The following is a 22,858-nucleotide window of genomic DNA, read 5'->3' as shown; positions in this document are numbered from 1 at the left end:
TTAATGATAGTATATTAAATTATTATTGTTGTCAGAAATGCGAACTTCAAAGGTAGGTAATTTTTTTGACAGTATATCTTTTAGTAGAGTGAGTACTTCGTTCTCGCTCTCAAAATGGCCAATATCCATAACCATAAAGCCATCTTCACAAAGGAATTTATGATAAGAAATATCTCCTGTTATTAAAACCTGAGCTCCTGCTTTTATTGCTCTATCCACAAGGGAGCCGCCGCTTCCTCCACAAAGGGCTACCCTTTTGACAGGTTCTTCAATTGGTTTTGAGTGCCTGATTATATTTAGTCCAAATCTCTCCTTTAGCAGAGTAAGTAGCTCTGCCGGAGTTAACTGGTTTGTAAGGTTTCCTACAACCCCCAGTCCGGTGCTCTCGTCTTGCGGATCTAAAATCCCGGTATCCTGCAGCCCAATTCTTTGTGCCATCAAACCGCTCACGCCGGGAAGTACCTTATCTGCATTTGTATGGGCAGAGTAAATTACTATTCCGTTTTTTATTGCATCCTCAACCATTTTCTCAATCAGAGACTCCCCTGCCACCCTTTTCAGAGGCGAAAAGATCAATGGATGGTGTGTAATTATCATATCGGCCCCACTCTCAATAGCCTCTTTTATGACGGAGGGGGTGCAATCAAGAGCCAGAAGGGCCGATGAGACCTCTTTACCGGGACCACCAATAGAGAATCCGGAATTGTCCCAACTCTCCTGAAGAATCCCTGGGGCAAACTCCTCTATCACTGCTGCTACTGATGAAGCCTTAATTTTCATAGCATCTTCTGTATTTCCTGCAGCCTATCCTTTATTCCTGTCAGAGATTCAATAACATCTACTCTTCTGTCTACACCATCTTTATTGTCCTTCATCCTGTTCTGAGCCCCCTCAAGAGTCATCCCTCTCTCTTTAACAAGGTAGTATATGAGCTTGAAGTTAGAGACATCATCAGCTGTAAAAAGTCTGTTCCCCTTTTTATTTCTGGCTGGCTTAATAAAATCAGGGAATTTCTGTGCCCAGAATCTTACAAGAGAGGTGTTCTCCCCCAGCAAATCAGCAACCTCCCCAATTGTGTAGTAAAGTTTCTCCGGTTTGAACTCTTTGTAAGGCATGGTATGTTAGTTATTAAATTATTAATCGAGTGACTGACCTGTGTTAATAGCGATCATAAGCATCTCTCTGTACTGCTCCGGTTTGAGATCTGCAAAGAAATAATTAACAGGTTCAACGGGCTTTCCATCAAGGTGAACTTCGTAATGCAGGTGAGGTGCAAATGAGAGACCACTGTTCCCAACCCTTGCAATAACACTTCCCTGTTTAACCTGCTGTGATTTTCTTACAAGAATATCGCCCAGATGCGAATATACAGTTTTATATCCACCCCAGTGCTCAATAACTATTTGATTTCCCCTCCCTCTGTCAGATCTTGATATATCTGTTACAACTCCATTAGCTGAAGCAATAACCTCTGTTCCCAAAGCGGCAAGCAAATCTATCCCGTTATGCATCTCCATTGTTTTATAGAATGGATGAATTTTCATACCCAAACTTGCACCCGTCTGATTTACGGCTAAACCCTTAACAGGTAAAATCGATGGTATATCTGTTGCGTTCTCTGCTCCCAAAAATTCGTTGTAAATATGATTGAGTTTCTCTCCGGCCGCACTGACAAGTTTCTCAACATCTGCGGATTTAGCTACTGAAAATTTAACAATATCCATATCTCCCAGGGAATCCAGCTTTTCATATATAGCTGCATCATATGAGGAGTTAACCAGGTCAGGAGGGGCTGATTTAAAAATGTTCATGTATATCTCCCTGTCTCTGGCCTGTAAATCTGAAAGAACATTCTCAAGAAGATTCATCTTCTCTGCAGCATTATTATACTCCTGCTGCATCATCTCCCGCTCCTTAAGCAAGCGTTCCTCTTCATTTGTATTAAATATCAGTGCTGCTACAATATAGTAGAATATTGCCAAAAGGATGCTGCCAAGGATATAACCAAGTACAACCTTAAGCCTTCCCTTCATTCCCAACTTATCCTCTACAAACTTAAGCTGATCTTTATTGAACTTATACTTACTCATCACTGCTATCCTTTAGATTGGGATGCGGGCGAGACAAGTGCCAGGAATGCATCCGATTCGATGTCCCTGTTATAGTAATTCAATGGATTTACCGGACGGTTTCTGTATATCACTTCGTAATGAATATGCGGTCCCTTTGATCTTCCCGTATTACCCATAATTGCAATTTGCTCTCCTCTCTTCACAGATCTTCCCATTGTTATAAGAGAGCTCTTTAAATGTGCATATCTGGTCTTATATCCAAAGCCGTGGTCAATAATTATATAATTTCCGTACCCGAAAAAGTCAAATCCTATCTCAGTGACCTTCCCGTTTCCGGTTGAATAGATAGGCTCTCCGACAGGACCGGATATATCCACACCGGTATGCATTCTGTAAGCTCCATTGAATGGATCCGGTCTGTAACCAAATGTGCTCGAAAAACGAATTCTTTTGGATGCAATATTTACAGGAGGTATAGCGGGAACGCAAAGAGCCATTTCATCAGCATTTTTTGCAAGCTGAGAGACCTCATCAAACGATCTGCTCTGAATGAAGGCTTTCTTATATAGTTGGTCCAGATTCATTACTGTTGATGTAAGTATCCCTGAACGGTCAACCGTCTCAAGGTATGAGTATCTGTTTACCCCACCGAAACCGGCATCTCTTAAATCCTGAGAGATCTCCTCCATACCAAAAATGGGTCTGTAAACATAGTTATCACGAATCTGAAGAGCATTAAGAATTCTGTTTGCCTCATCAAATCTTCTGTTCATCAGCGCCAATCTGTTTGCAAGCTCGGCATTAGTGCTTCTTATGCTAAGCATTTTGGGCGTTTCAAGTTGCAAATAACTGGTATATACGAAATAATAACCTACCGAAACCACAATGCTTAGAAGAAAGAGTAGAAAGCCCTTTGAAAATCTTGACCTGATTGAAATCCTGTGGATCTCATAAGCAAGTGTTTCCGGATTGAACTTGTAACTTTTATTCTTTGACATCGGGTATTTTAACCTTAAATTCGTGCAAATTTAAATAATTTTAATAAAAAACCTATTTTTGTCATTCATTATAAAATCCTCTGGAATATCCAATATTATGACATCTAAAGATATACGCAAAAACTTCCTGGATTTCTTTGCAAGCAAAGGACATGCCATTGTATCATCAGCACCTATGGTTGTTAAAGATGATCCTACACTTATGTTCACAAATGCCGGTATGAATCAGTTCAAAGACTGGTTTCTGGGCAATGAACCCGCAAAATATCCAAGAGTTGCAGATACTCAGAAATGCTTAAGGGTAAGCGGAAAACATAATGACCTGGAGGAGGTGGGTCACGACAGCTATCATCACACAATGTTTGAAATGCTGGGAAACTGGAGTTTTGGCGATTATTTCAAAAATGAGGCAATTGACTGGGCCTGGGAATTGCTGACTGAAGTATACAAATTAGATAAAGAGAGACTTTACACAACAATATTTGAGGGGAGTGAGGAGGATGGAATTTCTCAGGATGGAGAGGCAAAGGAGAGATGGCTTAAATATCTCCCTGAGGAGAGAATTCTTAATGGCAACAAAAAGGACAACTTTTGGGAGATGGGAGATACCGGCCCTTGTGGCCCTTGCAGCGAAATTCATGTCGACCTCAGGGATGATAGAGAGAGAGCAGAGATACCCGGAAGAGATCTGGTAAACAAGGGTCACCATCTTGTTGTTGAAATATGGAATCTCGTTTTTATTCAGTATAACAGAAAAGCCGATGGCACTTTAGTACCTCTTCCACAGAAACATGTTGATACAGGTATGGGTCTGGAGAGACTCTGCATGGCAATGCAGGGGAAGAAGAGTAACTACGACACAGATGTATTTACCGGTATGATATCTGAGATAGCCAGACTTAGCGGAAAGGAGTACGGAAATGACAAAGAGGTTGATATAGCAATGAGAGTTATTGCAGACCACATTAGGGCAATAAGTTTTTCAATTGCAGACGGACAGCTTCCATCCAATGTAAAGGCCGGATATGTAATAAGAAGAATTTTAAGGAGAGCCGTAAGGTATGCATACACATTCCTGGGCGTAGACCAGCCATTTCTCTGCAGACTGGTACCCGTTCTGGTTGCCGAAATGGGAGATGCCTTCCCTGAGCTGGTAAGGACTAAAGACCTTATTACAAAAGTCATTAAAGAGGAGGAGGACTCTTTTCTGAGAACTCTCGACAAAGGCATCAGGATGCTTGAAACCATTATGTCAAAGAATGCCGCTCACAAGACAATTTCAGGAGAGGAGGCATTTGTACTGTATGACACATATGGATTCCCGTCTGACTTAAGCGATCTTATTGCCAGAGAAAAAGGATTCAAAATTGACATGGACTCTTTTGAAAAGGAGCTTAAAAAGCAGAAGGAGCGCAGCAGAAACGCGACATCAACCCAGGAGGGAGACTGGAGTGAACTCAGAGAATTCAGCGGTACTGAATTTGTAGGATACGAGGGCACTGAAGCACAATCACTCATTACACGGTTCAGGTCTGTAAAAACTAAAAACAAAGAGCTTTTTCAGATTGTCCTTGACAAAACTCCATTCTATGCCGAGAGTGGCGGACAGGTGGGAGATACAGGAGTGCTCATATCTGAAAATGGAGAGAGGATTGAAATTATTAACACTCTGAAAGAGAATAATCTCCATATCCATATTACAGAAATAATGCCTTCAGATCCCTCGGCACTATTCAGTGCTGTTGTTGACAAAGAGAAACGATTAGCCACCGCAAATAACCACTCAGCCACCCATTTATTGCATAAAGCTCTGAGAGAAATCCTCGGAAATCATATTGAGCAAAAAGGCTCTCTGGTAAACAGCAATTACTTTAGATTTGACTTCTCTCATTATGAAAGAGTCTCTCCGGAGATACTCAGGGAGGTTGAGAATAGGGTAAACTCAATGATAAGAGAGAATACTCAACGCGATGAGTATAGGGGAATACCGGTTGACGAGGCAAAGGCTATGGGCGCAATGGCTCTGTTTGGTGAAAAATACGGAGATACAGTAAGGGTTATAAAATTTGGAGACTCTCTTGAACTTTGCGGAGGGATACACACATCCAGTACCGGAAATATTGGTCTGTTTAAAATCATCTCCGAGTCTGCAATCGCAGCAGGAGTAAGAAGAATTGAGGCTACTACCGGTATTAATGCGGAGAAACTTATTCATGATAATGAAGATACTATAGCTTCTGTTAAGGCTATGTTCAACAACTCTCCAAATCTCATTGCCTCAATCGGCAAGGTTATTGAAGAGAATGAAACTCTTAAGAGGAGATTTGATGAGTATATGAGGGAGAGGGCTGCAGAACTTAAAAAGCAACTCCTTGCAGAGAAACACTATATAAATGGTATTAATGTACTAATGCTTACCGGCGAGTATAATCCTGAGGTTGTTAAGAATATTGCCTTTATGCTTAGGGGAGAGACCAGCACAATGCTTATTGCAGGCTACTCATTTGAAGGCAAGGCAAATCTTGCACTGATGTACTCAGATGATCTGGTTTCTCACGGAAGAAATGCCGGCAAAAGTATAAGAGATGCAGCAAAACTTATCTCAGGCGGTGGTGGCGGCCAACCATTTTTTGCCACAGCAGGAGGAAAAGATATTCAGGGACTACCGGCTGCAATTTCATTATTGGTTGAAACGGAGACAAAATAGATTAGTTTGAAAAAACTTGACAGATTCATAATCCAGGCATTCCTGGGGCCATTTGTGCTCACATTTCTCATCGTAACTTTTGTTCTGATGATGCACTTCCTGTGGCTCTATATTGATGAACTTGTAGGAAAGGGGCTCAGTTTTGCTGTAATTCTTGAATTTATGGGATGGGGGGCAGCTACCCTTATTCCACTAGCACTTCCTCTTGCAACTCTATTGGCCTCAATTATGACAATGGGTAGCTTTGGGGAGAACAATGAGCTACTTGCAATGAAGGCTGCCGGGATATCTCTTAACAGAATTCTGACTCCGCTTGTTGTTGTCTCGCTTATGATTGCAACAGGCGCGTTTTTCGCCTCAAACAACTTAATACCACTTGCATATGATAACATATACACTCTCAGGGATGACATTAACCGGACCAAAGAGGAGATAAGTATCCCAACCGGCATATTCTATGATGGTATTGACAATTATGTGATCAGAATCGATAAAAGGGACGAAAAGACTCAGATGTTATACGACCTGATGGTATACGACCACTCAAGAGTTCAGGGAAACAACAGTGTCACCATAGCAGATTCAGGAGCAATCAAACTGACTGCAGACAAAAAGAATCTTCTTTTTACCCTGTATAGTGGGAATACATATGAGGAGACCCCTCCCGAGAATGCTGTTGACACCTCTTTCGTGATGCAAAAAATTGGGTTTAACAAACAGGAACTTATAATTTCTCTGGAAAATTACTCTTTTACAAGATCTGAGTCCGGGAGGTTCAGCGGAGAGGTTAATGCATTAAACATGGCAGAGTTACGCTCAATGAGAGACTCTCTGGACTCGGCATACAGAACAGTCAGAGGTATGCAGATCAGAACCCTGGTTAATGCGGGGGGACTGACATATTCCAGGCAGTTGGACACCTCAATGCTAAAATACTATTCAAAAAGCATAGATGCTGAAGATCTCTATAAATGGGAGAGTACAGAGATCGAGAAAAACGCATATATTCAGGCGATAGCACAATTAACCGGGGCCATCCAGATTATTGATAATTACTCTATTGAAGAGAGGCAGTACCCTCTTCCTCTAAGGCAATCAAAAATTGCTTTGTACAGAAAATTCACCCTGTCACTGGCCTGCATTATATTTTTCTTTATTGGTGCACCGCTGGGAGCGATAATAAGAAAGGGGGGGCTTGGAACTCCTTCTGTAATTTCAATTTTATTCTTTGTCTTTTACTGGGTAATAGACATATCAGGCAAGAAATTATCCACAGACGGATCTTTAAGTCCCGGGATGGGAACTTTGATTTCCAGCATTATTCTTATGCCTATTGGAATATTCCTTACATGGAAATCTACAAGGGACTCAAACCTGTTCAATCCTGACAAATACATTGCATTTTTTAAGAAAATTGCCGGCTTCAGAGATACCAATCAAAATTAAATCAGATGAAAAGAGTTGTTTATATGGGGACACCCCGGTTTGCAACAGGGCCACTAAAGGCGCTGATTGAAGCAGGCTTTAATATTGCCGGAGTTGTTACTGCACCTGACAAACCAAGTGGCAGGGGACTTCAGATAAACGAAAGTGAAGTTAAAAAATTTGCCTCCCTGCATAATCTTAACATTCTGCAACCTGTCTCACTTAAAGATCCTGACTTCATTAAATCGCTACAAGATCTTGAGGCAGATCTCTTTGTTGTTGTTGCATTCAGAATGCTTCCTAAAGAGGTTTGGAGCATTCCCAAATACGGATGCTTTAATCTGCACGCTTCACTACTTCCTCAGTACAGAGGGGCGGCTCCTATTAATTATGCCCTAATTAACGGAGAAAAAATAACAGGAGTAACAACCTTTTTTATTGACTCAAAAATTGATACCGGTGAGATTCTGTATCAAGAGGTGTGTCATATCTCAGAAAATGATGATGCAGGAACACTCCATGATAAGCTAATGGCTTTGGGATCTTCACTTGTTGTTAAAACAGCTGAAGCTATCTTCAGGGGAGAGGCTATGCCTGCTCCTCAAAAAGAGGATATCCTCAAATTGAAAAGTGCTCCCAAATTAGACAAAGAGATTTGCAGAATTGACTGGGGAAAGACAAACCTTGAGATCTGGAATCTTGTAAGAGGTCTGAGCCCCTCTCCTGCAGCATACACAGAATTTTTATCCAATAATAAATCGACTCAAATTAAGATACTCACTGCAGAGATTACAACTTCTGAAGAGCAAGCCTCTCCCGGGAGAGTAATTAAAGAGTCAAAAAGTTCACTTATAATTAAGTGTGGTAGTGGATTTTTAAGGATACTAGAACTTCAGCCGGCAGGCAAAAGAAGGATGAAGGCATCAGAATTTTTGGCTGGCATTAAAGATCCTGACAAATGCCTTATGAAATAATGAAGAGCAATATTGTTATACTAGCCAACGGAGATTTCCCAAGTCATCCTGTTCCACTGAAGCAACTCAGCGGGGCTGACAAGATAATTTGTTGCGATGGTGCTGCCGGAGCACTAGTTAGTGCCGGGATGGAGCCTGATTTTATTGTTGGCGACCTGGATAGTCTGGATTACGCTATCAGAGAGCGTTTTAAAGAAAGAATAATTCATATCCCGGAACAAGAGACAAACGATTTGACCAAGGCATTTGATTATTCGGCAGGACTAAACCCGTCAAAAATCACAATACTGGGAGCTACCGGCAAAAGGGAGGATCATACGATTGGCAATATATCCCTGCTAAGCGATTTTGCCGGGAAGGTTGAGTTTCCTGTTGAAATGACAAGCGATTACGGAATATTGTATCCTATTTTCACCACATCTACATTCAAAGTCAAAAAAGGAAGCCGGATATCAATATTCTCTCTGGACTGCGATATGGCAATGGAATCAACAGGACTTCAGTATCCGCTAAAAGGAGTAGTTTTTGATTACTGGTGGAAGGCTACGCTAAATATTGCCTCTTCTGATTCCTTTACTCTTTCATTCCCATCCGGGAGGGTAATAGTATTTATATCGCATCAATAAAAAAGAGGGTGGTTAAAACCATCCTCTTAACAATTTCTTAGCGTGATTATTATTTAACTAGCTTATTTAGTTCAGCTCCGGCTTTAAATCTTACAACTTTCTTTGCCGCTATCTTAATCTTCGCACCAGTGCGAGGATTTCTGCCATTACGAGCATTTCTCTCGTTAACGGAGAATGTTCCAAATCCTACGAGAGTGATTCTCTCGCCTTTTTTCATTGCTCCACCTGATACTTCAATGAATGCATCAAGAGCCTTTTTTGCGTCAACTTTTGTAAGTTCGGCCTTAGCTGCGATTGCTGAAATCAAATCTGCCTTATTCATAATTTAAAGTTTAGATTGTTGAATTACTTGTCTTTGTGCAAATATACTTTTATTATTCAAAAAATCAAATAATAATCTCAAATTTTCATACCCTCTGTTGCTCTTTATTTTATACAAGAAAGAGATGAAAAAAGAAGATTTTAATTTTAAAATCGTAAGTTAAGAAATTTCTCAGCAAGTTAGAGCGTCATTTGCGTTTTTTTATCAAAATATTTTCAAACTCCTCCATTCTCGTTAAGAACTCTTTATATTCCGGACTCTCCGGAAACAATGGTTTATGCTTTTTCATATCTGCTAAACGCTTATAATCTCTAAGCAAATCCCTAGAATTATCATCCAGAGCGAAATCTGAAAATCTCTCCCATATATAGTCTGCAGCATCTTTCGAGAGATGAACCAAATCCGCCGAATAGAACCTGTAATCTCTAAGCTGATCCATTACAATTTCAAAGGCGGGGAAATAAATTACATTTTCATAGCATGCAGCAAGTTTGTGAATAGCCAGTATTAATCTGGATTTACTAGCCATATTCTCTACAGCACCATCTTTCAGATGCCTCACCGGGCTGACACTCAAAAACCACCTTTTTCCGCCCATTTTTTCCACAAATGGGGCAATGGCATCAAAACACTCATCAACACTCATAGAGCTCCTTATAAAACCAGATGCAGGTTGTTTATGACAATTAGAGACAACTCTCCCGTCCGATTGTCTGGTATAGATCCAGGTAGTTCCAAAGGTAAGAGCAATAGTATCTGCCTCGGCCATAAAATCGGAATCCCTAATGATAGAGCTGTTTAAATTATCTAATAATGAATTAGCCTCCATTGATGAAAAATCGCTCGAGTAGTAAATACTTTTATAGACAGATCCATCTTTTACCAAGTCCTTAATATCTGCAGGTGTTCTCTCAACAAGCCTTTTTAATGAAACAGCAATTGATGCAGGATTGTATAAGACACCAAAAGGATTGACAAGGACATTGAAGCCGCTCTCTCTCATTCTTGTTCCAATTTCATCTGAGAAACAAGAGCCGAGAAACAAAATTTTACTTTCATAGGAAAGCAGATATCTTGATCTGTCCGCCTCAACTTCAGTAAACCATTTCATTTAATATTCTCCTTTATTTTATTCAATCCTGCCCGCATTAGCGGAGAATTTTTAAACCATTTATTAAAGTAATCATCCTCCATATCGAGCCAGATCTTATCTGATGTCTCTGTAATAAATTTCCCAGGTTCTCCGTGTAGTAACGGTTGAAAGCACTCCCAGGAAGATATCTCTCCTCTTGAAGACCACGGGCAAGCATTCAAACAGACATCACAACCAAACATCCACTCCCCTTTTGAAGCGGGATACTCCTCTTCATGTCTCATTCTGCGGGATTCAATTGTCTGATATGAAATACACCTTCTTGAATCAATAACTTTTGGGGAAAGGATTGCATTAACAGGGCAGGCATCTATACATCTGCGGCATGCTCCGCAACCCTCCCTTTCAATCTCTCCATACAGAACCTCCTTGTTAATGAGTATAACACCTATTAAAGTATGCAGTCCATGTTTTTTGCTTATCAGGAAAGAGTTCTTTCCAATAAAGCCTAATCCGGCCCTTACTCCCCAGGCCCTCTCAAAAACAGGTGCAGAGTCGCAAAACACTCTGTATTTTAAATCTGACTCTCTCTCTCTAAGAGAAGCGCAAATTTTGTAGAGTTTATCCTTAATAATCTTGTGGTAATCGAGGCCGTATGCATAGCTGGCAATCCCCGGGAATGATCTCTCCTGGATAATCATTGGTTTATAAGGAGCTAAAAAGCATAAAACAGATTTTGCTCCATCAAGAAGTAAAGCAGGATTCTCCCTGACATGGATATTTTTTGCCAGATATTGCATATCTGCATTGTATCCGTTTGAAACAGATTCCTCCAGAAATGCCCTCTCCGCCTCCATGATACATATTTCTGCAGCACCATATTCAGCAAAACCCTCTTCCGCAGAAAGTCCTCTTATTATATTATCTCTTTCTAAAGGGGTCATACAAATAAAAACTACCTTAATTATAAAAATATGTAATCAAAAATAGATTTTTCCTATAAATTTTATACATTTGTAACCAATTTTTCTTACAGAATCAAAAGTTCTAATATATGAATGTTTTAGTGGTTGGTGCCGGTGGACAAATTGGCACGGAGCTGGTTCCTCATCTGCAGAAAGTCTACGGCGAAGATAATATAATTGCCGCAGATTTAAGACCTGAGGTTGTTGACAGACTTTCAAAAGTGTCAAGAGCAGTATCTCTTGATGCGCTTGATGTAAAGAGATACGCCGATACTGTAAAACAGTACAAAATTGACCGTATATACAATCTTGTGGCTCTTCTCTCTGCAACAGGGGAGAAAAATCCCCTTCTTGCATGGAATATCAATATGGGGGCACTTCTAAACAGCCTTGAAATTGCAAAAGAGCACAACTGTTCTGTATTTACACCTAGTTCAATTGGCGCTTTTGGAACAGAGACACCTCACAAGGACACTCCTCAGGATACTATTATGAGACCAAACACAATGTATGGCGTATGTAAAGTATCGGGAGAACTTCTAAGCGACTACTACTACAGCAGATTTGGAGTTGATACAAGAAGTGTGAGATTTCCCGGAATTATATCCAATGGTTGTCTCCCTGGTGGAGGTACTACCGACTATGCCGTAGAGGTTTTTTATGAGATAATCAGGAGTGGAAAGTACACTTGCCCTATTCCTGAAAATACATATATGGATATGCTTTATATGCCTGATGCATTAAATGCATGCACTCAGCTTATGGATGCAGATCCATCAATGCTTGTTCACAGAAATAGTTTTAATGTAACTTCAATGAGTTTCTCTCCAAAAAAACTATTTGCTGCAATATCCAAAAGAGTACCCGGGGCAGAGTTTTCATATGATATAGACCCTGTTAAAGCAGAGATATCGGCTTCCTGGCCTGATAACATGGATGACAGTTGTGCAAGAGAGGAGTGGGGATGGAACCCTCAATGGGGGATGGAAGAGATGATTGACGACATGCTCTCAGCAATAAAGAACAAACAAATCTGAACCTTTTTTAACCTTTTTTAATAACCGCGGAGGCGGCATATACGAAAGTATGTGCCGCTTCTGTTATTTTGGTGCTATTCTGTAAAGAAACAAAGCTACAGCTCCGTATAGAATATTTGGAACCCATAATGCCAGCCAGGGTGGTAATACCCCTGAATGGACAAACATCTGGCTAAATCTCAGAAAAAGAATATATGAAAAACTCAGGGCAATCCCAATTCCAATATTGATACCTATCCCTCCTCTCTTCTTTTTTGAAGAGAGTGAGACTCCCATCAGAGTGAGAATTATAGCAGCAAAGGGGAGGGCAAGTCTGGTGTGTTTCTCAATTTGTGCATACTTTATCATCTTGTCCCCTCTAAGCTTTTGCGTATCAATCATATCATTCAGTTCGTTTCTATTAAGTGTCTGAACGACATTGTTTCTCTTGCTCAAATCTTCATAAGTGAGATTGATGGTTGTATCCAGAAGATCTCCCTGGGTAATTGTCTGTACCCCCCTTTCATCAAACGATCTCATGTAGTAAGTATAGAGCTTCCACTTACCGGAAAGACTATCCCATACTGCATTTTCTGCCGATAACTTTGAAATCATCTTATGTCCATCCATCTTTTCCAGCGTAAATTTCACTCCACTCTTGCTGAAATTGCTAAAGGACTCCATATACACAAACTCACCGGGATTAATCTGGTAATGAATATTTCTGTTTGTATTGACTAACTGCTTTTTAACATATTTATTCTCAAAAGCCAGCCTCCCTTTATTTGCAGGAGGGATTATGTACAAATTAAGGACAAGGCTAAATATTGTAATAAATAATGCTGAAAGCATATACGGATAGAGTAGCCTGTTAAAACTTACCCCTCCTGACAGAATTGCTATAATCTCACTGTTAGCAGCAAGTTTTGAAGTAAAAAAAATAACCGTTATAAATACAAACAGAGGGCTGAACATATTTATAAAGTAAGGGATGAAATTTGAATAGTAGTTGAAAACAATCTCATTTAACGGAGCTTGATTCTGAACAAAATTGTCAATCTTCTCACTTATGTCAAAAATTATAACAATTCCTATGATTATAAGCAAAGCCGCCAGGTAGGTTCCGATGAACTTCCTGATTATATACTTGTCAAGTATCGTGGGTCTTAGCTTAATCATTTCTAAAGTTTAGTCTCAAGTCTTTTAACCATATTTGTTTTCCAGGAGGTAAAGTCTCCCCTCTCAATATGTTTTGCAGCCTCTCTCACAAGCCACAAATAGAAGGCCAGATTGTGCTCACTTGCAATCTGAGCACCCAGAATTTCCTGTGAAATAAAAAGGTGCCTCAGATATGCCTTTGAATATGTATTATCTACAAATGAGACACCATTAGGATCAATGGGAGAGAAATCATCTGCCCACTTTTTATTTCTTATATTTATTACACCCTCTGATGTAAAAAGCATCCCATTTCTGGCGTTACGGGTGGGCATTACACAATCAAACATATCAACACCTCTGGAAATCCCTTCAAGAATATTTGCCGGAGTTCCCACCCCCATAAGGTAACGAGGTTTATCTTTTGGCAAAATTGGATTAACTACCTCAAGCATCTCATACATTTGCTCTGTTGACTCTCCTACAGAAAGTCCACCAATTGCATAGCCCTCCCTCTCAAGCGATACAGCGTGCTCTGCAGCCTCTCTCCTTAAGTCAGGGTAAACGCAACCCTGAACAATAGGGAAATAAGACTGAGAATGTCCGTAAAGGGGCTCTGTGGAGTCAAAATGTTCGCACCCCCTCTCCAGCCAACCTTGAGTAAGTTTTAATGAGCTCTTTGCATATGCGTGTGTAGAGTCTCCGGGAGGACATTCATCAAGCGCCATAATTATATCTGCTCCAATAATCCTTTGAATATCCACAACATTTTCCGGTGAGAAAAGATGTTTTGAGCCATCTATATGAGAACTGAATGTACACCCTTCGTTTGTCAGCTTCCTCTTTTCAGAGAGAGAGAATACCTGATACCCTCCACTATCTGTAAGAATTGGTCCCTCCCATGTACTGAATTTATGAAGGCCTCCCGCCTTTCTTAAAATATCTGTCCCTGGCCTGAGATAGAGATGGTAAGTATTGCCCAGTATAATCTGAGCTTTGATATCTTCCTTAAGATCCCGGTGATATACCGCTTTAACAGTACCAAGAGTACCAACCGGCATAAAAATGGGAGTATCTATCACTCCGTGGTCTGTATAAATCTTTCCGCACCTTGCGGATGAGCCTGAATCAGTTGCTGTAAGTTCAAATTTCATATTGCAAATTGAGCGCTCAAAGATAATAATTTAATGACTATATTTGCCTGATACTAGTTATAGAGAACAACATAACAAATTAGATACGTGAAAAAATTCTTGTTACTTCTAGCCCTCTGCCTCACCTTCACTGGAATTATGGCTCAGGATACAGTTCAGACTGCAGAAACAGCAGTAATTACTCAAACAGATTCAACAACCACTTTATCACAGGAGACCCAGCCCGCAGGAATCGCTCCAAATCCATATAAAGATATAATTGCAAAAAAGGAGTTTGCATTCAACATCTACTCGATACTTAGGGGAATTCTCGGGATGGCCGTAATTATATTTATAGCCTGGCTCTTTTCACTTGACAGAAAAAGAGTTAACTGGAAGACGGTGGGAATAGCGCTCCTTTTCCAACTATTACTTGCCATCTCTGTTATAGCCTTCCCATTTGTTCAGGATATCTTTGAGTTTGTGGGTAAAATGTTCGTAGCAGTTCTTAACTGGACAAAAGCAGGCTCTGAGTTTCTGTTTGGACCGCTTGTAGACACCTCTAACTTTGGCTTTATCTTCGCATTACAAATACTTCCAACAATTATTTTCTTCTCGGCATTAACAAGTCTCTTTTTCTATCTGGGAGTGCTCCAGAAGGTTGTATGGGTGATGGCTTGGCTTTTGTCGAAGGCCCTTAATCTCACAGGTGCTGAATCACTTTCAACAGCAGGAAATATTTTTCTGGGACAGACAGAGGCTCCTCTAATGGTTAAAGAGTATATCCCGAGAATGACCAAAAGCGAGGTTATGCTTGTTATGACAGCCGGTATGTCCACTATGGCCGGGGGAGTGCTTGCAGCATATATTAGTATGCTTGGGGGCGGTGACAGGATTATGGAGATAGAGTTTGCAAAGCACCTGCTCTCTGCATCTGTTATGGCTGCTCCGGGAGCTATTGCTATTGCAAAAATTCTCAGGCCTCAGACAGAGGAGATTGACAATTCGGTTGATGTACCTAAAGAGAAAATCGGGAAAAATGTACTTGATGCAATATCAAACGGAACAACAGATGGTCTTAAACTGGCAGCCAATGTAGCCGCAATGCTGCTTGTATTTTATGCACTTATAGCCGGTTTTAACTACATCTTTGAACATATCGGTTCCTGGACCTCACTCAATCCTATTATTGCAAGTGTTACTGACGGAAGATTTACAGCTCTGAATATGCAATTCCTGCTCTCTTATCTCTTCGCTCCTGTAATTTGGCTTACCGGAGTACCTGCAGAGGACCTTGCTCTTGTAGGAAGACTTCTGGGTGAAAAGCTTATTCTAACAGAGTTTGTTGGGTATCAGAGCCTGTCTGATATGATACAGACCGGAGCCTTTGCAAATCCAAAATCAATTATTATGGCAACATATGTATTGTGTGGTTTTGCAAACTTTGCCTCTGTAGGAATTCAGATTGGGGGAGTTGGCGGAATAGCTCCCAATCAGAAGCCAACTCTTTCGGCATATGGTTTTAGGTCTCTACTGGGTGCGACCCTTGTTGCACTTATGTCAGCTGCAATGATAGGTATGCTTATAGTCTAAATTTAAAGGGCAGCACAGATCTCAAGCATCTCTGCTGTCTCTTCCGGAGAAGTTTCAATATGGCCCTTTACGGGCCTTATTGTTTTCCCCTGGAATCTCATCTCTGTTTCTGCGCTCCTCTTTGCAGAAAAATGAACCTCCCTGAATCCGGTTGCTTCGTAGATCTCTTTTACATTTAAGGGAACAACTCCACTACCTACCAGTATTGCAATCCTCTCTCCTGCCCTTTTAATAATTTCTCTCAAAAGAGACCTCCCCTCATATGCTGTATCGTGAAGACCTGATGTTAAAATTCTGACACATCCACACTCAATTATATCCTCTAAAGCCTGCTCCCAATCTGAACATCTGTCAAATGCCCTGTGAAAGACAACTTCCATCTCTCCGGCTATCTGCACAATCTCTCTGAGTTTCTCTTTATCTACGCTGCCATCTCTCTCCAGAAAGCCGACAACGACACCGCCTGCACCAGCATCTCTGCAAAATCTGACATCCTCTTTGATAATCTCAAACTCCTGATCATTATACAGAAAATCTCCCCCACGGGGTCTTATCAGAACCATTACTCCCAGTTTTAAATTTGAACTGCACCATCTGATTAAAGCTGGCGATGGTGTAAGCCCCCCCTCAGACAACCCCTGACATAGTTCTATCCTGTCTGCTCCTGCTCTTTCTGCAGTAATTGCTGAATTCAGGTTATCTGCACAAACCTCTGTTATAATACTCATCCTTTCTGATTTTTTGCAAATTTACAGCTTTTAGGACAAAGAAAAACCGGCAAACTTTCAGGTATGCCGGTTTTTTCAATATTTTGAAAAAAGACTACTCCTCTTTCTTCTCTTCGCTCTTCTTAGCCTTTGGCTTAGCAGGAGCTTTTGCCTTTGCTTTTGGCTCAGCATTAGCCTCTTCCTTTACCTCAGCAGCATCGGCTTTTTTAGTACGGCCTCTTCTTGTAGAAGGCTTCTTAGTCTCTGGTTTTGCAGATGCAATCATTGCTTCGTTAAAATCAACAAGTTCAATCATTGCCATATCAGCAGCATCACCCTGACGGAAACCGGTCTTCAGAACCCTGGTGTATCCACCCGGACGATCGGCAATTTTAGGAGCAATTGTGCGGAAAAGTTCTGCTACAGCCTCTTTCTGCTTAAGGTATGAGAATACCATTCTGCGAGAGTGAGTTGTATCATCCTTTGACTTGGTAAGAAGTGGTTCAATATAAACTCTCAGTGCTTTTGCCTTAGCAACAGTGGTCTCAATTCTCTTGTGCAAGATGAGAGATGATGCCATATTTGCAAGCATCGCCTTGCGATGTCCGCTCTTACGGCCCAGGTGATTAAATTTTTTATTGTGCCTCATGTTTAATTACTTTCTTTTCAATGTTATACTTTGTTACATCCATGCCAAAGCTCAGCTTGAGTCTCTCTACCAGCATATCGATCTCTGTAAGTGACTTCTTTCCAAAATTCCTGAACTTCATCAGTTCATTTCTCTGGAGAGAAACCAAATCTGCAAAAGTCTCTATATCTGCTGCCTTAAGGCAGTTCAGAGCTCTGACAGAGAGTTCCATATCTGAAAGTTTTGTGAGAAGCAGATGACGCATTCTCAGAGACTCTTCATCAAGCTCGTTGCTTACCACCTCAATAGGTGTCTCAAGAGAGATCTTCTCGTCTGAGAAAAGCATAAAGTGATGAATAAGTATCTTTGCAGCCTCCTTAAGAGCCTCCTTAGGATGAATTGAACCATCCGTAGTAATCTCAAGGTTTAGCTTTTCATAGTCTGTTTTCTGCTCTACACGCCAGTTCTCAACGAAGTATTTAACATTCTTTATCGGGGTGAAAATGGCATCAATTGGAATTAGTCCAAAAGGTGCATCCTCAACACGGTTCTCTTCTGCTGGAACATATCCTCTTCCCTTGTTAATTCTCAGCTCAACTGTAAGCGCAACAGATGGTTCCATTGTGCAAATATGCCACTCAGGGTTAAGCACCTTGAATGAAGAAAGCTGTTTTGAGATATCTTCCGCGGTAAACTCCTGCTTTCCGCTAACAGTTACGGTAACAACCTCTGAGTCTTCACCCTCTACCATTCTTTTGAACCTTACCTGCTTAAGATTAAGTATAATGTCAACAACTGTTTCAACTACACCAGGTATGGTTGCAAATTCATGATCTACACCCTGGATCTTGATAGAAGTTACTGCGTAACCCTCAAGAGATGAGAGTAGGATGCGGCGCAAAGCGTTACCAACTGTGATGCCGTAACCCGGCTCCAGCGGACGGAACTCGAAACGACCAAAAGTATCGGTTGATTCGAGCATTATTACCTTATCCGGTTTTTGAAATGCTAATATTGCCATTTGATTTTTTATTTAGAGTATAACTCAACAATTAACTGCTCGTTTATGTTTTCCGGAATTTCAGTTCTGTCCGGCAGGTTGAGAAGTTTTCCCGACAGTGATGCCGCATCCCACTCTATCCAAGCAAATCTGCTTGTACCACGAGAGATATTGTCTTGAATAACCTCTAAACTCTTTGACCTTTCACGCACGCCAATGATGTCGCCCGGCTTAATCAAAGTTGAAGGAATATTGCAAATCTCACCATTTAAAACAATGTGACAGTGTGTTACAAGTTGCCTTGCGGCAGCTCTTGAAGGGGCAATACCCATTCTGTACACAAGATTGTCAAGGCGAGTCTCAAGCAGGAAGAGCAAGTTTTCACCCTTGCGACCCTTCATCTTTGAGGCCTTTTCATATAGGTTGCGGAATTGTCTCTCAAGAATTCCGTAAGTATATTTAACTTTTTGTTTCTCCTTTAGCTGTGTGCCGTACTCAGAAGTCTTTTTACGCTTCTTTGTAAGACCATGCTGTCCCGGAGGATAGTTTTTCTTTTCGTAACTTTTATCGGGGCCAAAAACCGGCTCTCCAAATTTGCGGGCAATTTTTGTAGAAGGCCCTGTATATCTTGCCATATTAACTTATTTAAATCAATTATTGATAGTTTATACTCTACGGCGGCCTTTTGGACGACAACCGTTATGAGGAAGCGGAGTCACATCAATGATCTCTGTAACCTCAATGCCGGTTCCGTGTATTGTACGAATAGCCGACTCGCGGCCTGCGCCCGGTCCTTTTACATATGCCTTAACTTTGCGCAATCCCAGGTCAAAAGCTACTTTAGCACAATCAGCAGCTGCTGTTTGAGCAGCATAAGGAGTATTCTTTTTAGAACCTCTGAAACCCATTTTGCCTGCAGACGACCAGCTGATTACCTGACCTTCGTTGTTGGTCAGAGTAACAATTACATTGTTAAAAGTAGAAGAGATATGGGCTTGCCCGTATGCTTCAACCTTTACAACTCTCTTTTTATTTGTTGTTCCTGTCTTTTTTGCCATGATCTAGGTTCTATTTAGTTGCTTTCTTCTTGTTAGCTACTGTTTTCTTCTTACCCTTACGAGTACGGGCGTTGTTCTTAGTAGACTGACCACGAGTAGGCAGTCCCAGACGATGTCTGATGCCTCTGTAGCAGCCAATGTCCATCAATCGCTTGATGTTCAGTTGTACCGATGAACGAAGTTCACCTTCAATTTTGTATTCCGATGCAATCATTCCACGAATTGCAGCAATTTGGTCATCATTCCAGTCTTTCACCTTTGTGTTGTAATCAATCCCCAGTTTGGTAAGGATTGCCTGTGAAGAACTGCGACCAATTCCGTAGATATAGGTAAGACCTATCTCTCCGCGTTTGTTTTTTGGTAAATCAACTCCGGCTATACGTGCCATATGTATCTATTCTCTTTATTGTTTACAATTTAAATTAACCCTGGCGCATCTTGAATTTTGGATTCTTTTTGCAAATTACATACAAGCGACCTTTGCGCTTTACAATTTTGCAGTCTTCGCTACGCTTTTTAATGGATGCTTTAACTTTCATATCTGTAATTATTATTTGTATCTGAAAGAAATTCTTCCTTTTGTCAAATCATACAGGGACATCTCAACCCTCACCCTGTCTCCAGGTAAAATACGGATGTAGTGCATCCTCATCTTGCCTGAAATATGGGCGATTATAACATGACCATTGTCCAACTCTACGCGAAACATCGCGTTGGATAGGGCCTCAATAATTGTTCCCTCTTTTTCTATAGCTGCTTGTTTAGCCATATATTGTTAATAGTACTCCTTATAATTTAACTATTGTTGTTCTCTATAAAATCAAATGTCGACAAGACATCGGGTTTCCCCTTTTTAACCACCACCATTAATTCATAGTGTGCAGATTTCTTCTTATCAGTTGTGCTTAGGGTCCATCCGTCATCGTGTAGATAGACATTTCTGGCCCCTGCATTAACCATTGGTTCGATGCATATCACAAGACCTTCAGTAAGTTTTTTCCCGTCACCTCTTCTTCCGTAGTTTGGCACTTCAGGAGACTCGTGAAGTTTAGTTCCGATTCCGTGCCCAACCATCTCCCTTACAACAGAGAAACCCGCTTTTTCCACGTGCTCCTGAACTGCAAAAGATATATCCCCCATCCTGTTTCCGTGTACTGCTTTTTCAATCCCTTTATAGAGAGACTCTTTTGTAACCCTCAGCAAATTCTCAGTCTCCGGAGAGATCTCTCCTACCGGAAATGTGTATGCCGAATCACCATAGAATCCCTTCATATAGGTTCCACAATCCAATGAAACAATATCGCCCTCAGTCAGTCTGTAATCTGATGCAAATCCGTGGACTACAACATCATTAACAGAAATGCAGAGAGTATAGGGAAAACCACCATATCCAAGGAACGCAGGCACAGCGCCATTGTCACGGATAAATGTTTCAGCAATTTTATTAAGTTCCAGGGTTGTTACCCCCGGAGCTATATGCCGTCCCACCTCCGCAAGAGTTTTTGATACAAGGAGAGCATTCTCTCTAAGTATCTCAATCTCCTCCTCAGTTTTTAGTCTTATCATTATTTGAAAGAACTTAATGAGTCATTACATTCCTGAGCGGCCCTTCAGACGACCGGTCTTCATAAGACCATCGTAGTGGCGCATCAGGAGATGACTCTCTATTTGCTGTAGTGTATCCAGTACTACACCTACAAGAATCAACAGTGAAGTTCCCCCGTAAAACTGGGCAAACTGACCATCAACTCCCAACATACTGGCAAAAGCCGGAAGGATTGCAACAATCGCAAGGAAAACTGATCCCGGAAGCGTAATGCGAGACATTATGGAATCAAGGTACTCTGCTGTTTTCTTACCAGGCTTGATACCAGGTATGAATCCACCATTTTTCTTCATATCTTCTGCCATCATTGTAGGATTCACTGTTACTGCTGTATAGAAGTAAGTGAAGGCCACAACCATGAGTCCAAATATAAAGTTATACCAGAATCCCATAGGATTTGTAAGTGTAGCGGCAATTCCGCGAGTTGCGTCAAAGCCGGCAAAAATTAGCGGGAACATCATCAGAGCCTGTGCAAAGATAATCGGCATAACGCCGGCTGCGTTTATCTTAAGCGGGATATACTGACGAACTCCACCATATTGTTTGTTACCAACAATCCTCTTGGCGTATTGAACAGGAATCTTCCTTGTCCCCTGCACCAGTGCTATTGTAGCAACAAATACAAAGAACAGTATTATGCCCTCCACAATAAGCATCAAAACACCACCTCCGGCGCTCTGGCTTACCCTGGCTCCACCCTCGGCTAAAAGGGCAAAAGGCAGTCTTGCGATGATTCCCACCATGATTATGAGTGATATACCATTACCTAAGCCGCGATCGGTAATGCGCTCACCCAGCCACATGATGAACATTGTTCCACCAACGAGTACTACGGTTGCAAATACATTAAATGTAAACCCTTTGAAAAGGAATGCCGCTTCAGGAAGCTGCACATGCAGGTTTGCCATGTAGGCAGGACCCTGAAGTGCAAGAATAACAATGGTAAGATACCTTGTCCACTGGTTCATCTTTCTCCTTCCGCTCTCTCCTTCTCTCTGCAGCTTTTGGAAATATGGAATCATAATTCCAAGAAGCTGTATAACGATAGATGCCGAAATGTACGGCATCACGCCCAGAGCAAAAATTGAAGCATTTCCGAATGCACCACCCGAGAACATATTGAGAAGTCCCAGCAAACCTTCGGATGCCTGACTCTGCAACTGATCCAACTGAGTAGGGTCGATACCCGGAAGAACTACATAGCTTCCAAGGCGGTAAACCAATAACAAAAGTACAGTGTAAACTATCCTCTTGCGAAGTTCCTCTATCTTGAAAATGTTCTTGATTGTTTCAATAAATTTTTTCATGGGCTTCGTTAGATTTTTGTAGCCTTACCCTGCTGTGCCTCAATCTGTGCTATGGCCGATTTTGAAAATGCGTGTGCTGTAACATCAAGTTTTGCGGTAAGATTACCATTTCCCAAAATTTTAACCTTATCATTTTTTGAGATAAGACCAAACTGGGCAAGAGTGTCAAGATTGATTATCTCAACTCCCCTCTTCTCGTTCAGTTCCTGAAGAGTTGAAAGGTTGATAGCCTTAAACTCCACTCTGTTGATGTTGTTAAATCCAAATTTTGGCAGCCTTCTCTGGAGAGGCATCTGACCTCCCTCAAAACCCGGCTTGCGTGAGTAACCGGAACGAGACTGAGCACCCTTGTGACCACGGGTAGATGTACCACCGTGACCCGAACCTTCACCCCTTCCAATCCTTTTTTCTCTGCCTGTGGCTCCTGAAGCTGGTTTTAGATTATGTAATTTCATTTCAATGCTCTCCTA

At 41.2% G+C, this 22,858-nt stretch carries 26 protein-coding genes; 6 read left to right on the top strand and 20 right to left on the bottom strand.

Annotation, left to right across the window (positions count from 1 at the left end; genetic code table 11):
* From U5907_08690 to U5907_08675, 4 genes are read right to left on the bottom strand one after another with little or no spacing between them, the layout of a single operon-like run.
* Entirely contained in the window at nucleotides 1-780 is a 780-nt protein-coding gene (locus tag U5907_08690) for a Nif3-like dinuclear metal center hexameric protein (protein ID WRQ32652.1), read from the bottom strand.
* Complete coding sequence (locus U5907_08685) at nucleotides 777-1,115, bottom strand: MerR family transcriptional regulator (GenBank protein ID WRQ32651.1); 339 nt, start codon at nucleotides 1,113-1,115, stop codon at nucleotides 777-779. Before U5907_08685 ends, U5907_08690 begins: the two co-directional genes overlap by 4 nt.
* 21 nt (nucleotides 1,116-1,136) lie before the next feature.
* A complete protein-coding gene (locus U5907_08680) occupies nucleotides 1,137-2,090 on the bottom strand; it encodes a M23 family metallopeptidase (GenBank protein WRQ32650.1) in 954 nt (317 codons plus the stop codon).
* Between the two features lie 5 nt (nucleotides 2,091-2,095).
* Nucleotides 2,096-3,070 carry a M23 family metallopeptidase gene (locus tag U5907_08675; GenBank protein ID WRQ32649.1) on the bottom strand — a complete coding sequence of 325 codons (975 nt, stop codon included), beginning with the start codon at nucleotides 3,068-3,070 and terminating at the stop codon, nucleotides 2,096-2,098.
* Nucleotides 3,071-3,164: 94 nt separating this feature from the next.
* Here U5907_08675 and alaS point away from each other — a divergent pair, with 94 nt between their 5' ends.
* The 4 genes from alaS to U5907_08655 are packed head-to-tail and all read left to right on the top strand — an operon-like array spanning nucleotide 3,165 to nucleotide 8,802.
* Entirely contained in the window at nucleotides 3,165-5,777 is a 2,613-nt protein-coding gene (gene alaS / locus U5907_08670; GenBank protein WRQ34094.1) for an alanine--tRNA ligase, read from the top strand.
* Nucleotides 5,778-5,783: 6 nt separating this feature from the next.
* On the top strand, nucleotides 5,784-7,223 hold the full coding sequence (locus tag U5907_08665; GenBank protein WRQ32648.1) for an LptF/LptG family permease: 1,440 nt from the start codon (nucleotides 5,784-5,786) through the stop codon (nucleotides 7,221-7,223).
* A gap of 5 nt (nucleotides 7,224-7,228) precedes the next feature.
* Nucleotides 7,229-8,176 (top strand): methionyl-tRNA formyltransferase, encoded by a 948-nt coding sequence (gene fmt / locus U5907_08660; GenBank protein WRQ32647.1) that lies wholly within the window; start codon nucleotides 7,229-7,231, stop codon nucleotides 8,174-8,176.
* On the top strand, nucleotides 8,176-8,802 hold the full coding sequence (locus tag U5907_08655) for a thiamine diphosphokinase (protein WRQ32646.1): 627 nt from the start codon (nucleotides 8,176-8,178) through the stop codon (nucleotides 8,800-8,802). The genes fmt and U5907_08655 overlap by 1 nt, the downstream gene beginning before the upstream one ends.
* 49 nt (nucleotides 8,803-8,851) lie before the next feature.
* Here the strand turns inward: U5907_08655 and U5907_08650 are convergent, their stop codons facing one another.
* From U5907_08650 to queG, 3 genes are all read right to left on the bottom strand, one after another.
* Nucleotides 8,852-9,124 (bottom strand): HU family DNA-binding protein, encoded by a 273-nt coding sequence (locus U5907_08650; protein WRQ32645.1) that lies wholly within the window; start codon nucleotides 9,122-9,124, stop codon nucleotides 8,852-8,854.
* Nucleotides 9,125-9,311: 187 nt separating this feature from the next.
* The gene (locus tag U5907_08645; protein ID WRQ32644.1) at nucleotides 9,312-10,235 is read right to left on the bottom strand and encodes a GSCFA domain-containing protein; all 924 of its coding nucleotides are present in this window, start codon (nucleotides 10,233-10,235) and stop codon (nucleotides 9,312-9,314) included.
* On the bottom strand, nucleotides 10,232-11,161 hold the full coding sequence (gene queG / locus U5907_08640; protein WRQ32643.1) for a tRNA epoxyqueuosine(34) reductase QueG: 930 nt from the start codon (nucleotides 11,159-11,161) through the stop codon (nucleotides 10,232-10,234). The genes U5907_08645 and queG overlap by 4 nt, the downstream gene beginning before the upstream one ends.
* A 110-nt stretch (nucleotides 11,162-11,271) precedes the next feature.
* On the opposite strand from queG, the gene U5907_08635 reads away from it, so the two are divergent.
* The gene (locus U5907_08635) at nucleotides 11,272-12,219 is read left to right on the top strand and encodes an NAD-dependent epimerase/dehydratase family protein (GenBank protein WRQ32642.1); all 948 of its coding nucleotides are present in this window, start codon (nucleotides 11,272-11,274) and stop codon (nucleotides 12,217-12,219) included.
* A gap of 63 nt (nucleotides 12,220-12,282) precedes the next feature.
* Here U5907_08635 and U5907_08630 read toward each other — a convergent pair whose 3' ends face one another.
* Entirely contained in the window at nucleotides 12,283-13,377 is a 1,095-nt protein-coding gene (locus U5907_08630; GenBank protein WRQ32641.1) for an LptF/LptG family permease, read from the bottom strand.
* Nucleotides 13,378-13,379: 2 nt separating this feature from the next.
* On the bottom strand, nucleotides 13,380-14,510 hold the full coding sequence (tgt, locus tag U5907_08625; protein ID WRQ32640.1) for a tRNA guanosine(34) transglycosylase Tgt: 1,131 nt from the start codon (nucleotides 14,508-14,510) through the stop codon (nucleotides 13,380-13,382).
* A 138-nt stretch (nucleotides 14,511-14,648) separates the two neighbouring features.
* On the opposite strand from tgt, the gene U5907_08620 reads away from it, so the two are divergent.
* A complete protein-coding gene (locus tag U5907_08620) occupies nucleotides 14,649-16,082 on the top strand; it encodes a nucleoside transporter C-terminal domain-containing protein (GenBank protein WRQ32639.1) in 1,434 nt (477 codons plus the stop codon).
* A gap of 2 nt (nucleotides 16,083-16,084) precedes the next feature.
* Here U5907_08620 and U5907_08615 read toward each other — a convergent pair whose 3' ends face one another.
* The 11 genes from U5907_08615 to rplO form a co-directional block, all read right to left on the bottom strand.
* Complete coding sequence (locus U5907_08615) at nucleotides 16,085-16,810, bottom strand: copper homeostasis protein CutC (GenBank protein WRQ32638.1); 726 nt, start codon at nucleotides 16,808-16,810, stop codon at nucleotides 16,085-16,087.
* A gap of 94 nt (nucleotides 16,811-16,904) precedes the next feature.
* Complete coding sequence (rplQ, locus tag U5907_08610; protein WRQ32637.1) at nucleotides 16,905-17,438, bottom strand: 50S ribosomal protein L17; 534 nt, start codon at nucleotides 17,436-17,438, stop codon at nucleotides 16,905-16,907.
* On the bottom strand, nucleotides 17,425-18,438 hold the full coding sequence (locus U5907_08605; GenBank protein WRQ32636.1) for a DNA-directed RNA polymerase subunit alpha: 1,014 nt from the start codon (nucleotides 18,436-18,438) through the stop codon (nucleotides 17,425-17,427). The genes rplQ and U5907_08605 overlap by 14 nt, the downstream gene beginning before the upstream one ends.
* Nucleotides 18,439-18,446: 8 nt before the next feature.
* Entirely contained in the window at nucleotides 18,447-19,052 is a 606-nt protein-coding gene (gene rpsD, locus U5907_08600; protein ID WRQ32635.1) for a 30S ribosomal protein S4, read from the bottom strand.
* Between the two features lie 30 nt (nucleotides 19,053-19,082).
* Nucleotides 19,083-19,475, bottom strand: coding sequence for a 30S ribosomal protein S11 (gene rpsK / locus U5907_08595; GenBank protein WRQ32634.1), 393 nt, complete (start codon nucleotides 19,473-19,475; stop codon nucleotides 19,083-19,085).
* A gap of 10 nt (nucleotides 19,476-19,485) precedes the next feature.
* Complete coding sequence (gene rpsM / locus U5907_08590; GenBank protein ID WRQ32633.1) at nucleotides 19,486-19,863, bottom strand: 30S ribosomal protein S13; 378 nt, start codon at nucleotides 19,861-19,863, stop codon at nucleotides 19,486-19,488.
* A 34-nt stretch (nucleotides 19,864-19,897) separates the two neighbouring features.
* Complete coding sequence (gene ykgO, locus U5907_08585) at nucleotides 19,898-20,014, bottom strand: type B 50S ribosomal protein L36 (GenBank protein WRQ32632.1); 117 nt, start codon at nucleotides 20,012-20,014, stop codon at nucleotides 19,898-19,900.
* A gap of 11 nt (nucleotides 20,015-20,025) precedes the next feature.
* A complete protein-coding gene (infA, locus tag U5907_08580; protein WRQ32631.1) occupies nucleotides 20,026-20,244 on the bottom strand; it encodes a translation initiation factor IF-1 in 219 nt (72 codons plus the stop codon).
* A gap of 26 nt (nucleotides 20,245-20,270) precedes the next feature.
* Entirely contained in the window at nucleotides 20,271-21,041 is a 771-nt protein-coding gene (gene map / locus U5907_08575) for a type I methionyl aminopeptidase (GenBank protein ID WRQ32630.1), read from the bottom strand.
* 24 nt (nucleotides 21,042-21,065) lie between these two features.
* A complete protein-coding gene (secY, locus tag U5907_08570; GenBank protein WRQ32629.1) occupies nucleotides 21,066-22,388 on the bottom strand; it encodes a preprotein translocase subunit SecY in 1,323 nt (440 codons plus the stop codon).
* 8 nt (nucleotides 22,389-22,396) lie between these two features.
* Nucleotides 22,397-22,843, bottom strand: a complete 447-nt coding sequence (gene rplO, locus U5907_08565) for a 50S ribosomal protein L15 (protein ID WRQ32628.1) — start codon at nucleotides 22,841-22,843, stop codon at nucleotides 22,397-22,399.
* Nucleotides 22,844-22,858: the final 15 nt, after the last annotated feature.

Source organism: Bacteroidales bacterium MB20-C3-3 (genome assembly GCA_035609245.1).
Classification (GTDB): domain Bacteria; phylum Bacteroidota; class Bacteroidia; order Bacteroidales; family UBA932; genus Bact-08.
Note: the sequence above shows the minus strand (reverse complement) of the source record. Positions and strands in the feature narration are given on the sequence as shown.